Source organism: Nocardia sp. NPDC060259 (assembly GCF_042728775.1).
Lineage (GTDB): Bacteria > Actinomycetota > Actinomycetes > Mycobacteriales > Mycobacteriaceae > Nocardia.
This window is the reverse complement of sequence record NZ_JBHXAY010000001.1, coordinates 78,118-90,479: the sequence shown is the minus strand read 5'-3', so window position 1 is coordinate 90,479 and position 12,362 is coordinate 78,118. Positions and strand designations below refer to the sequence as shown.

The 12,362-nt window shown below is 68.3% G+C and carries 14 protein-coding genes; all 14 read left to right on the top strand.

The annotated features are described in order from the left end of the window. The first annotated feature begins 1 nt into the window (after window position 1). The 14 genes from cbiQ to hypF all read left to right on the top strand — a co-directional run bounded on the left by cbiQ (window position 2) and on the right by hypF (window position 12,354). Window positions 2-763 carry a cobalt ECF transporter T component CbiQ gene (gene cbiQ, locus ACFWF2_RS00490; RefSeq protein WP_379303068.1) on the top strand — a complete coding sequence of 254 codons (762 nt, stop codon included), beginning with the start codon at window positions 2-4 and terminating at the stop codon, window positions 761-763. Then, a complete protein-coding gene (locus tag ACFWF2_RS00485; RefSeq protein ID WP_379303066.1) occupies window positions 760-1,479 on the top strand; it encodes an energy-coupling factor ABC transporter ATP-binding protein in 720 nt (239 codons plus the stop codon). Before cbiQ ends, ACFWF2_RS00485 begins: the two co-directional genes overlap by 4 nt. A 78-nt stretch (window positions 1,480-1,557) precedes the next feature. Then, entirely contained in the window at window positions 1,558-1,932 is a 375-nt protein-coding gene (locus ACFWF2_RS00480; protein ID WP_379303064.1) for a hydrogenase maturation nickel metallochaperone HypA, read from the top strand. After that, window positions 1,890-2,729, top strand: a complete 840-nt coding sequence (gene hypB / locus ACFWF2_RS00475; RefSeq protein WP_379303062.1) for a hydrogenase nickel incorporation protein HypB — start codon at window positions 1,890-1,892, stop codon at window positions 2,727-2,729. Before ACFWF2_RS00480 ends, hypB begins: the two co-directional genes overlap by 43 nt. Window positions 2,730-2,800: 71 nt before the next feature. Further along, window positions 2,801-3,856 carry a hydrogenase expression protein HypE gene (locus ACFWF2_RS00470; protein WP_379303060.1) on the top strand — a complete coding sequence of 352 codons (1,056 nt, stop codon included), beginning with the start codon at window positions 2,801-2,803 and terminating at the stop codon, window positions 3,854-3,856. 12 nt (window positions 3,857-3,868) lie between these two features. Continuing rightward, window positions 3,869-5,665, top strand: a complete 1,797-nt coding sequence (locus tag ACFWF2_RS00465) for a nickel-dependent hydrogenase large subunit (RefSeq protein WP_379303058.1) — start codon at window positions 3,869-3,871, stop codon at window positions 5,663-5,665. Window positions 5,666-5,670: 5 nt separating this feature from the next. Continuing rightward, the gene (locus tag ACFWF2_RS00460; protein ID WP_379303056.1) at window positions 5,671-6,600 is read left to right on the top strand and encodes a NifU family protein; all 930 of its coding nucleotides are present in this window, start codon (window positions 5,671-5,673) and stop codon (window positions 6,598-6,600) included. Beyond that, the gene (locus ACFWF2_RS00455) at window positions 6,597-7,229 is read left to right on the top strand and encodes a DUF5947 family protein (protein WP_379303054.1); all 633 of its coding nucleotides are present in this window, start codon (window positions 6,597-6,599) and stop codon (window positions 7,227-7,229) included. The genes ACFWF2_RS00460 and ACFWF2_RS00455 overlap by 4 nt, the downstream gene beginning before the upstream one ends. Then, window positions 7,229-7,876, top strand: coding sequence for a DUF6084 family protein (locus ACFWF2_RS00450; protein WP_379303052.1), 648 nt, complete (start codon window positions 7,229-7,231; stop codon window positions 7,874-7,876). Before ACFWF2_RS00455 ends, ACFWF2_RS00450 begins: the two co-directional genes overlap by 1 nt. Then, complete coding sequence (locus ACFWF2_RS00445) at window positions 7,873-9,207, top strand: hypothetical protein (protein ID WP_379303050.1); 1,335 nt, start codon at window positions 7,873-7,875, stop codon at window positions 9,205-9,207. Before ACFWF2_RS00450 ends, ACFWF2_RS00445 begins: the two co-directional genes overlap by 4 nt. Before the next feature lie 15 nt (window positions 9,208-9,222). Beyond that, a complete protein-coding gene (locus ACFWF2_RS00440) occupies window positions 9,223-9,342 on the top strand; it encodes a DUF6893 family small protein (protein WP_379303048.1) in 120 nt (39 codons plus the stop codon). 1 nt (window position 9,343) lies between these two features. Then, window positions 9,344-9,844: a hydrogenase maturation protease gene (locus tag ACFWF2_RS00435; RefSeq protein ID WP_379303046.1), complete on the top strand. Its 501-nt coding sequence runs from the start codon at window positions 9,344-9,346 to the stop codon at window positions 9,842-9,844. A gap of 3 nt (window positions 9,845-9,847) precedes the next feature. Then, window positions 9,848-10,090, top strand: a complete 243-nt coding sequence (locus ACFWF2_RS00430) for a HypC/HybG/HupF family hydrogenase formation chaperone (protein ID WP_355272704.1) — start codon at window positions 9,848-9,850, stop codon at window positions 10,088-10,090. Then, entirely contained in the window at window positions 10,087-12,354 is a 2,268-nt protein-coding gene (gene hypF, locus ACFWF2_RS00425; protein WP_379303044.1) for a carbamoyltransferase HypF, read from the top strand. Before ACFWF2_RS00430 ends, hypF begins: the two co-directional genes overlap by 4 nt. The last annotated feature ends 8 nt before the right edge of the window (window positions 12,355-12,362 follow it).

Below are 12,362 nucleotides of genomic sequence, written 5' to 3'. Positions count from 1 at the left end.
GGTGAGCGGCCCGGTCCACCGGCTGTATCTGGTGGGGAATTCGCCGGCGCATCGGGCGCAGGCCGAGGTGAAGATCGTCTGCGCGGTGGTCGCGGTGTTCGCGGTCGTGGCGACACCGCGGGAGTTGTTGTGGCCGTTCGGCTGCTATGCCCTTGGCTTGGTCGCGCTGTGGCGATGGTGGGGAATCCCGGTGCGCTGGATCGCGCCACGGCTGCTCATCGAGTTGCCGTTCGTCGTGCTGGCGATCCTGCTGCCCTTCGCCGCCGGGGAACCCCGCACCGAGGTCCTCGGGCTGTCGCTGTCGGTGACCGGTCTCTACGCCGCGTGGGGGATCATCGCGAAAGGCACTATCGGCGTGGGTATCTCACTGACATTGGCCGCGACGACGAGCGTGCGCGCCTTGCCCGAAGGGCTGACGCGGCTACGCGTGCCTGGCACGATCGTCATGATCGTGGTGCTGATGCTGCGCTACGTCGACGTGCTGGTGGCCGAGGCGGCGCGGATGCGGCTGGCGCGGATCTCGCGCGGCGACGACCCGCGCACACTGCGCCAAGCCGGTGCGACCGCACGCGGCGCGGGCACCCTGTTCCTGCGATCCTACGAACGGGGCGAGCGGGTCCATTTGGCGATGCTGTCGCGCGGATTCGACGGCGCCGTACCCGATGTCGGCACCCGGCCCGCCACCGGCAGGCAATGGCTGCTCGGCTGTCTGCCCGCGGCCGCCGCGATCGCTGTCTGCGCCGGTGCTTGGATGGTGCGGTGACCGAACCGACGACACCCGCGGTGCGTGTGGTCGATCTGACCTTCGCCTATCCCGACGGGACCGGCGCGCTGAACGGGGTGAACCTGCAGATCGCGCCGGGGGAGCGGGTGGCGGTCCTCGGGCCCAACGGGGCAGGCAAGTCCACGCTGATGCTGCACCTGAACGGGGCGCTCACCGCCGCCTCGGGGCAGATCCACATCGGCGATGTGCGGCTGGACCGCGACAGTGTCCGCGCCATCCGGCAACGGGTCGGGGTGGTGTTCCAGGACCCCGACGACCAGCTGTTCATGCCGACCGTGGAACAGGACGTCGCATTCGGGCCCGCCAATTTCGGCGTCCGCGGCGAGGCTCTCGCCGAACGCGTGCGCGAGGCTCTCGACGCGGTGGGGATGACGGATCGGGCCGGGCGCTCACCGGCGCACCTGTCGCTCGGGGAACGCCGGCGCGCCGCGCTGGCGACGGTGCTGTCGTGCAGGCCCGAGGTCCTCGTGCTCGACGAACCGGCCGCCAACCTCGATCCGGTGGCACGCCGCGAGCTGGCCGAGATCCTGCTGTCGCTGCCCACCACCATGCTCGTGGTGACCCATGATCTGCCCTACGCGCAACGGATCTGCGATCGGGTCGTCATCCTCGACGCGGGCGAGGTCGTCGCCAACGGACCCACCGCCGACATCCTCGGCGATGCGGACCTGCTCGCCGCACACCGTCTCAGCTGAGCGTTCGGCCATCGCGTCGGCGGGTTGCCGAGGAGTAGCCTCAGCAATGGGTTCATCCCTCGACGAGCCGAGGCTGCGATGCACGAAATGGCGATCACCCAGAGTGTCATCGACGCCGTCTGCGAACACGCGGCGGGCGCGCGGGTGCACAGCGTGCTCCTGGAAGTGGGCGTGCTGTGCGCGGTCGTTCCGGAGGCGATGCAGTTCTGCTTCGAACTCGCCGCCGAGGGAACGCTCGCCGAGGGCGCGCGCCTCGAGATCGACGCGGTACCCGGCCGTGCGGCCTGCCGAAGCTGTGGCGCCGAGTTCACCGTGCTCGAACCGATCGCCCTGTGCGAGTGCGGCAGCGCCGATGTCGAGATCAGAGCCGGGCACGAACTCCGAATCCGGTCGATGGAAGTGAGCCGAGAATGTGCGCAACCTGTGGATGTGGCGACGACAACGCCGCGGTGATCACCCTCCCGCACGAGCACGAGCACGAGCACGAGCACGAGCACGAGCACGAGCACGAGCACGAGCACGAGCCGCACCGGCACAGCCATGGTCACGACGGCGATCACGTGCACCTGCCGGTGACCGAGACCGTCACCCTCGAACAGAAAGTCCTGGCCAAGAACGACCTGTTGGCTCAGCGCAACCGTGACTGGCTCGCGGCCCGCGACATCCTGGCGCTGAACATGACCAGCTCACCCGGTGCGGGCAAGACCACCCTGCTCGAACGCACGATCCGCGAGTTCACCGAGGTGCCGATCGCGGTGATCGAGGGTGATCAGGCGACCCTGCTCGACGCCGTGCGGATCGGGGCGACGGGCTGTCGGGTCGTGCAGATCAATACCGGCGCGGGCTGTCATCTCGACGCCGAGATGACCTACCGCGCGCTCGAGTCCCTCGACCCCGCGCCCGGCACGCTGCTGTTCGTCGAGAACGTCGGCAACCTGGTGTGCCCGGCGTTGTTCGACCTCGGCGAGCGGGGCAAAGTCGTGGTTATCTCGGTGACCGAGGGTACCGACAAGCCGCTGAAGTATCCGCACATGTTCGCCGCGGCGTCCCTGGTCCTCGTCAACAAGATCGACCTGCTGCCCTATGTCGACTTCGACCTGGACAAATGCCGGGAGTACGCGACGGCGATCAACCCGCACGCGCAGATCCTGCCACTGTCGGTGACCAGCGGTTCCGGTCTGGCGCAGTGGTACGACTGGCTCCGGCTGCAGCGCTCGGCAACTATTGAGGATCACTCACCAGCGACATAGACTGACGTGATCAGGATCACGTCGCAGGCTCCCGGGCCTGCGATGCCCCGCTTCAGAAAGTGGCACAGCCCATGCCCACCCAGGAAGCAATCAAAGCAGAACAGGCCCTGATCCACGTGCTGTGGATCAACGCAGGCCTCGGTTGTGACGGTGATTCGGTCGCGCTGACAGCAGCGACACAGCCCAGTATCGAGGAGATCGCGCTCGGCGCTCTTCCTGGGCTCCCGCAGATCGCGGTGCACTGGCCGTTGATCGATTTCGAATGCGGTCCCACCGGCGGCGCCGACGATTTCCTCGAATGGTTCTTCAAAGCCGACCGCGGTGAACTCGAACCGTTCGTACTCGTCGTTGAAGGCTCCATCCCGAACGAACAGCTCCACGAGGAGGGCTACTGGTGCGGCTTCGGCAACGATCCCGCCACCGGTCAGCCGATGACGACCAGTGCGTGGCTCGATCGGCTGACCCCGAAGGCCACCGCGGTGGTCGCGGTCGGTACCTGTGCCACCTACGGCGGCATCCACGCCATGGCGGGTAACCCCACCGGCGCGATGGGCGTGCCGGACTATCTCGGCTGGGACTGGAAATCCAAGGCCGGAATCCCGATCGTGTGCGTGCCCGGTTGCCCTGCCCACCCGGACAACATGTCCGAAACACTGACCTACCTGCTCTACATGGCGACCGGACAGGCGCCCATGATCCCCCTCGACGAGGCGCTGCGCCCGAAATGGTTGTTCGGCGCCACCGTCCACGAAGGCTGTGATCGAGCCGGCTACTACGAGGAAGGCGACTTCGCCGACGAGTACGGCTCCCCGAAATGCATTGTGAAACTGGGATGTTGGGGCCCGGTCGTCAAATGCAACGTCCCCAAGCGGGGCTGGATCAACGGCGTCGGTGGCTGCCCGAATGTGGGCGGCATCTGCATCGGCTGCACCATGCCGGGATTCCCGGACAAATTCATGCCGTTCATGGACGAGCCGCCGGGCGGGAAGATCTCCTCGACGGCATCAGGGCTGTACGGGTCGGTGATCCGCAGCCTGCGCCACATCACCGGACGCACGGTGGACAAGGAGCCGCGTTGGCGGCACAAGGGCGAGAAGCTGGAATCCGGCGCCACCCGCACCTGGTAGGAGGCGATTGGAATGACTGCCATCATCCCCGAGCCGTCACACAAGAGGATCGATCCCGACAGCCTCGTCGAAATGGCCTGGGACCCGATCACCCGCATCGTCGGCAGCCTGGGAATCTATACCAAGATCGATTTCGACAACCGTGAAGTGGTCGAGTGTCACAGCACCTCGTCCATCTTCCGCGGCTACTCGATCTTCATGCGGGGCAAAGATCCCCGCGACGCGCACTTCATCACCAGCCGCATCTGCGGTATCTGCGGCGACAATCACGCCACCTGTTCGTGCTACACCCAGAACATGGCCTACGGGGTGAAACCGCCGCACCTGGGCGAGTGGATCGTCAATCTCGGTGAGGCCGCGGAATACATGTTCGACCACAACATCTTCCAGGAGAATCTGGTCGGCGTGGATTTCTGCGAGAAGATGGTCGCCGAGACCAACCCCGGTGTCCTCGCCCAGGCGGAGAAGACCCCGGCCCCGCATTCGGCCGAGCACGGCTACCGCACCGTCGCCGACATCATGCGCGCGCTCAATCCGTTCACCGGCGAGTTCTACCGGGAGGCATTGCAGGTCAGCCGCTACACCCGCGAGATGTTCTGCCTCATGGAGGGCAGGCACGTGCACCCGTCGACGCTGTATCCCGGCGGCGTGGGAACCGTCGCGACGATCCAGCTGATGACCGACTACATGACGCGCCTGATGCGCTACATCGAGTTCATGAAGAAGGTCGTGCCGATGCACGACGACCTCTTCGACTTCTTCTACGAGGCGCTCCCCGGGTACGAACAGGTCGGATTGCGGCGCACCCTGCTGGGTTGCTGGGGCTCGTTCCAGGACCCGGAGGTGTGCAATTTCGAGTACAAGGACATGGAGGAGTGGGGCAGGCGGATGTTCGTCACCCCCGGCATCGTCATCGACGGGAAACTGCTGACCACGTCCCTGGTCGACATCAATCTCGGCATCCGAATCCTGTTGGGCAGTTCGTATTACGACGACTGGACCGACCAGGAGATGTTCGTGAAGACCGACCCGCTCGGCAATCCGGTCGACCGGCGCCACCCCTGGAATCAGCACACCAACCCCAAGCCGCAGAAGCGCGACATGGACGACAAGTACAGCTGGGTGATGTCGCCGCGCTGGTTCGACGGCACCGACCATCTGGCACTCGACACCGGGGGCGGGCCGTTGGCCCGGCTGTGGTCGACGGCGCTGGCCGGGCTGGTCGATATCGGCTACGTGAAGTCGACCGGGCACAGTGTGCAGATCAACCTGCCCAAGACCGCGCTGAAAGGCCCGGTCAGCTTCGAATGGACGATCCCCGCGTTCGGCAGCAACACCATCGAACGCGATCGCGCCCGCACCTACTTCCAGGCCTACGCCGCGGCCTGTGCGCTGCACTTCGCGGAGCAGGCGCTCGAGGAGATCAGAGCGGGGCGGACCAAGACGTGGGAGCACTTCGAGGTGCCGGAGGAGGGCATCGGTTGCGGGTTCACCGAGGCGGTACGCGGAGTGCTGTCCCATCACATGGTGATCAGGGAAGGCAAGATCGCCAACTACCACCCGTATCCGCCGACGCCGTGGAATGCCAACCCCCGCGACAGTTTCGGCACGCCGGGCCCGTACGAGGACGCGGTACAGGGCCAGCCGATCTTCGAGGAGAACGACCGCGAGCACTTCAAGGGCATCGACATCATGCGCACCGTGCGCAGCTTCGATCCGTGCCTGCCGTGCGGGGTACACATGTACCTCGGCAACGGCAAGACGCTGGAGAAACTCCACTCGCCCACCCAGACACTCACCGGGGAGTAACGGTGATGCCGGATCGGCCGGGGGAGCACGACGAGGCAGCGATCGACCAAGACCGATGGCGCGGCGCAGGCGAGCGGATCGAGACCCTGCTGAACGCGAGTTCGGCGGGTGGGGTCGTCGCCCGTGAACGTGCCGAGCAACTGGTGCGCGAGGTCGCCGACCTCTACGGCGCCGGACTGGCACGGGTCCTCGCGCTCGTCGACGACGACGTGCGCGATCGGCTCGCCGCGGACGATCTCGTCGCGAGTCTGCTGCTGGTGCACGGCCTGCACCCGCACGACGTGCACACCCGCGTCCGCGCGGCGCTCGACAGTGTGCGCCCCTACCTGGGGTCCCACGGTGGTGATGTCGAACTGCTGAGCGTGACCGACGGCGTCGTGCGCCTCGAACTGTCCGGTAGCTGCCGCACCTGCCCCTCGTCCTCGGTGACCCTGGAACTGGCGGTGGAGGACGCGGTGCGTGCCGCGGCGCCGGAGATCGAGTCGATCGAAGTGGCTGCCGCGCAACCGGAGTCGACCGACGCCCTGATCTCCGCCGACTCACTGTTCGCGCGGGTACACGCCGAGGCCCGCCCGGTGGGCGAGCACCACGGGAGCTGGATCGCCGTCCCGGAGCTCGGTGAGCTCGGTGCAGGCGAGGTCGGCGGCTTCTCCATCGGCGGGCACGCGGTGCTCGCCTGCCGGGTCGGTGACGAGCTGTTCGTCTACCGCGATCACTGCCCGTCGTGTGACAACTCCCTGGCCGGTGCCGCGCTGCAGCGGCGGGACGGATTCCCGGTCGGTGACGCGGTCCTGCGCTGCCCGACGTGCCGAGCGCACTACGACGCCGTCCACGCCGGTGCCCGGGTCGACGGCGACGGCCATCTGGAACCGCTGCCGGTGCTGGTGCGCGCCGGTGAACTGTCGGTGGCCGTCCCGGTGGGGGTGGGCGGGTGAGTTCTCCGCTGGGGGTGCTGCGGCGCCTCACCGTCGACCGCAAGCCCGCCGTGCCTGCGGGCGAACGGTGTGAGATGTGCGCGGAGTCCATCGCCGCCGAGCACCAGCACGTGGTGAATATCGAAGGACGTCAGCTGCTGTGTGTATGCCGGGGCTGCTACCTGCTGTTCACCGACCAGAACGCCACCCTGCGGTATCGGGCGGTGCCCGACCGGTATCTGCGCTTCCCGGAGTTCACCATCAGCCACGGCGAGTGGGACGCGCTCGAGATCCCGGTCGGTCTGGCGTTCTTCTTCGACAATTCCGCACTGGGCCGCACCGTCGCGTTCTATCCGGGACCGATGGGGGCCACCGAATCCGAACTGCCCCTTGACCAGTGGCGCACGGTGCTCGACCGGCACCCGGAGATCGACGTGGCCCTCCCCGATGTCGAGGCGCTGATGATCCGGGTCCCCGAGCGCGGCACCGCAGAGGCCGCCTGCCTGCTCCTGCCCATCGACGCCTGCTACGAATTCGTCGGCCACATGCGGTTGCTGTGGCGCGGGTTCGACGGCGGCCAGGACGTGCACCGGTATCTCGACGAGTTCTTCGCCGCGGTGTCGGCGCGCGCCCGGCCGGGTGGTGTGTGATGTGCCCGGCCTACTCGACGACCTTCGCGGTGCTCGGCATCGCACCCGAGCCCTACGCCGTGACGCCGACCCTGACAGCGCGCGTCGGGATCGCCGCGCTCGCCGAGGAACCGGTGCACGCCATCGCCTTACGCGCGCAGGTGCGGATCGAACCGCACCGGCGCGGCTACACCGACGAGGAGAGCGCCGGCCTGCTCGACCTGTTCGGGCCACGCGAACGCTGGCGTGACACCCAGCGTTCCTTCCTCTGGATGCACTGCGCCACCATGGTTCCCGGATTCCACGGCGGTGCTCAAGTCGACCTGCCGATGCCGTGCACCTACGACTTCGAGGTGACTGGGTCCAAATATCTGCACGCCCTGCGCGAGGGGACGGTGCCCTTGATCTTCCTGTTCAGCGGCACCGTGTTCATCCGCGGCGCCACAGGTTTCGCGGTGCAGCAGATACCGTGGGACCGCGAGGACAAGTTCCAGATGCCGGTCTCGGTGTGGGGCGACCTGATGGCCGCGCACTTCCCGAACTCGGGCTGGCTGCGCCTGCGCCGCGACACCCTCGACGCGATCGCCGCCTACAAGTCCGGCCACGGGCTGCTCGGCTTCGACGACGCGGTGACCCGCCTGCTCGACACCGCCGAGGATAGCTCATGAGTACGGAGCTGACGAGATCACGGGCCAGGGCACGCGCGGTCGCCGACGCGGTGCTCTACGAGGGCTATCTGCTGTACCCGTACCGGGCGAACTCGGCCAAGAACCAGTCCCGCTGGCAGTTCGGTGTCCTCGGACCCACCGGGGCCGCCGCGACCGGCCTCGGTGAGGAAGCGGAACTGTCGGCCCAGTGTCTGATCGAGGCCGGCGAGCACGCCTCGATCACCCTGACCGTCCGGTTCCTGCACCTACAGCGCCGCACGGTCGAGGACGCCGGGGGAGACCCGGTCGCCGAGCTCGTCGTCGACGGCCGATCGTGGATCAGCTGGGACGAGGCGGTCGAATGCGAGGAGCGGATCGGTCCGCTGCGGCTGACCGATTCGACGGCACGCTTATCGATTCCGGCCGGAACCGATCTCGAGGTGATCCCCGGTCCCGACGGTTCTCCGGCCGGGCGGCTGGTCCGGAGCCGCGTGCACCTCGACGGTGAGGTCCAGGTGGCGGTGGAACCCGACGGGCGATGGACGCGTCTGAGCGTCACCCTGCGCAATATCGGTGCCCCGGCGACCGATCGGGAGGAGGCCATGGCCCGCTCACTGATCGGCGCGCACGTCATCGCCGACATCGACGACGGCTCGTTCGTCTCACTGCTCGAACCCCCGCCCGATGCCGAAGCCGCCGTGGCCCGCTGTGTCCAGCACCGCTGCTTCCCGGTCCTGGCCGGACCGCCCGGTGACCACAGCATCGTGCTGATCTCCCCGATCATCCTCTACGACCACCCCGAGATCGCCGAGCAGAGCGAAGGACCGCTGTTCGACTCCACCGAGATCGACGAGATTCTCACCCTGCGGGTGATGACCATGACCGATCAGGAGAAGGCCGAAGCCCGCGCGACCGATCAGCGAGCCGCCCAGATCATCGACCGCTGCGATGCCATGACCCCGGAGGCCCTACAGCAGTTGCATGGGGTCCTGCGGGATCCACACGCCGAAGCCGCCGCCCTGATTCCGGAGGTGCCCGACGGCGTCGACTGGTGGGATCCGTTGGCCGACAACGCTGTTCGACCCGAGTCCGACGCGGTCATGGTCGGCGCGGTGAAGGTGCGCAACGGTACCCGGGTCCGCCTGCATCCGTCGCGGCGCGCCGACGCGCACGACCTGTTCTACGACGGCAGGGTCGCCCGGGTCGTCACGGTGCACGCCGATGTCGACGGGCAGGCGCACGTCGGCGTGGTCATCGAGGACGACCCCGCCGCAGAACTGCACGAATGGTACGGCCGCTACCTGTATTTCGCCCCGGAGGAGATCGAACCACTCGACAGCCCACGAGAATGAGAGAAGAGGTCAGTCATGGCCACCATAGGAATGATCGCCGTCGGATTCGCGGCAGTGGTCGCCGCTGCCGCCGCGATCCTCGGCGTCCGCTCGATACCGGACCTACAGCGCTACATGAAGATTCGCCGGATGTGAGATGACGGCACGGGTGCTCGTCGCCGGGATCGGCAACATCTTCCTCGGCGACGACGGTTTCGGGCCCGAAGTGGTGCGACGGCTCCCGCCGCACGGTGCGACCGTGCGCGTGGTCGACTACGGCATCCGCGGCATGCACTTGGCCTACGACCTGCTCGACCCCTGGGACGCGCTGGTGCTCGTCGACGCGATTCCCGACCGCGGTACCCCCGGCGCGCTGTCGGTCTTCCACGCCGAACCCGACGCCACCGGTGCCGCGCAACTCGACGCGCACGCCATGAATCCCGATGCGGTGTTCGCGAGTGTGCGTGCTCTCGGCGGGAGCCTGCCGCCGACCGTCGTCGTCGGTTGCCAGGTCCGCTCGGTCGAGGAGGGCATCGGACTGTCCGAACCAGTTCTCGCCGCGGTCGACCCGGCGGTGGCCGCGGTCGCCGAGGTGCTCACGCGACTGGTCACCGAGCCACGCGAGCCACTCACCCCGTCGAACCGATCGGAGGGATGAACCATGTGCCTCGGCATTCCCGGACAGGTCGTGGAGATCCTCGACGGCTACCACGGGCAGCTCGCCCTGGTCACGGTCTCCGGCGAGGACCGCAAGGTGAACATCGGCCTGCTGGACGAGGATCCGGTGCACCCCGGCGACTGGGTGATCATCCACATGGGTCTGGCGGTCGAGAAGACCGACGAGGCCGGTGCCGCCACCGCCCTGGCCGGGTTGAACCTGCTCGGACGAGGCGAACAGCCATGACCGCCGACCGTCGACGCCGCCGCCTCGTGGTCCGCGGGGTGGTGCAGGGCGTCGGCTTCCGCCCCTTCGTCTACACCACCGCCGCCGAACTGTCCCTGTCCGGGTCGGTGGCCAACGACAGCTCCGGAGTGATCATCGAGATCGAAGGCACCCGAGCCGATCTGGACGAGTTCGCGCGACGACTGCGCGAGCACCCACCACCCCTGGCCGTCGTCGAATCGGTCGACCAGCGCACCATTGCGCTCCTCGGCGGCACCGGATTCCGCATCGCCGACACCACCCGCGACGGCGGCGGCCGGACTCTGGCTTCACCCGACGTCGCGATCTGCGCCGACTGCGCCGCCGAACTCACCGATCCCACCGATCGCCGCTACCGCCACCCCTTCATCAACTGCACCAACTGCGGTCCCCGGTTCACCATCATCGCCGAACTGCCCTACGACCGGCCCAGCACGTCGATGGCCGACTTCCCGATGTGCCGGCGCTGCGCCGTCGAGTACGCCGACCCGGCCGACCGACGCTTCCACGCCCAGCCCATCGGCTGCCCCGACTGCGGCCCCCGCCTGACTTACACCGGGCCGGGTGACCCGGTGGAGTCGGCACGAAACCTCTTACGCGAGGGCGGAATTCTCGCCGTGAAGGGCATCGGCGGCTACCACCTCGCCTGCGACGCCACCAACGAGGACGCCGTGGCCACCCTGCGCCGCCGGAAGCGGCGCGGCGACAAACCGTTCGCCGTCATGGTCGCCGACCTGGCCGGCGCGCGCGCGATCGCCGAGGTCGACGACAGCGCCGCCGCCTTGCTCGGCGGCCCTCAACGGCCGATCGTCCTGCTGCCTCGTGGCACCGACCCGCTTGCTCCCTCGATCGCGCCACGCAACCCCGACCTCGGTGTGCTGCTCGCCTACACGCCACTGCACCTGCTGCTGTTCGGGCTCCCCGGCGACCCGCCCGGCCCGCGAGTACTGGTGATGACTTCGGGCAATCTCGGCGGCGAACCGATCTGCTTCGACGACGCCGATGCCCGCACCCGTCTCGCGGAACTCGCCGACGGCTGGCTCTCCCACGACCGCCGCATCCTCACCCCGTGCGACGACTCGGTGGTGCGTGTCGTCGACGGCATCGAGCTGCCCCTGCGCCGCTCGCGCGGCTACGCGCCACTCCCACTGACCCTGCCCGTCCCGGTACCGCCGACGCTCGCTGTCGGCGCGGACCTGAAGAACACCTGCGCGGTCGGCGACGGCCGCTACGCGTGGCTCAGCCAGCACATCGGCGACATGGACGACCTGGCCACTCTGCGCGCCTTCGGCTTCGCCGCCGAGCACCTCGCGGAACTGACCGGGGTCCAACCCACCCAGCTCGTCGCCGACGCGCACCCGCGCTACCGATCCACCACCTGGGCGCGCACCCACGCCGAAGGCCGTCCGGTACACACCGTCCAGCATCACCACGCGCACATCGCCGCGGTCATGGGCGAACACGGACTCGGCGCCTCGGACACGGTCACCGGGATCGCGTTCGACGGCACCGGATTCGGACCCGACGGCGCCATCTGGGGCGGTGAGGTCCTGGCCGCCGGCTACAAGGGCTACCGGCGGCTCGCGCACCTGAAATACGTGCCGCTGGCGGGCGGGGACGTCAGCGTGCACCGGCCCTACCGGATGGCGCTGGCGCATCTGTGGTCCGCGGGACTGGACTGGTCGGACACGATCGCCTCGGTCGCCGCCTGCCCCGCCGATGAACGCGCGGTGCTGGCACACCAATTCGGTTCCGGCTTCGGATGTACCCCGACCTCGAGCATGGGACGGCTCTTCGACGCCGTGTCCTCGCTGGCCGGAGTCCGCCATGTCGTCGACTACGAGGCCCAGGCCGCGATCGAACTGGAGGCCGTCGCGCGGGCGGCCGACCCCGGCTCCGGCGCCTACCGGTTCGGCCTCGACCATGCCGCCGACCCGGCCGTGATCGACCCGGCCCCGGTTGTGGCCGCCGTGGTCACCGACGCCGCCCAGGGTGTCCCGGCCGCCGTGATCGCCGCTCGCTTCCATTACGCGGTGGCCGCGCTTGTCCTCGACCTCGCCCTGGATTTCGCCTCGCCCCCGACGACCGTCGCGCTCTCGGGTGGGGTGTTCCAGAACGCGCTGCTGCTCTCGGCAGCACGCACTGTGTTGCGCGACAACGGATTCCCTGTCATCACCCATCGCCGACTGCCGCCCAACGACGGTGGTCTCGCGTTCGGGCAACTACTCGCCGCCGGTGCGGGTTGAGCGAAAGG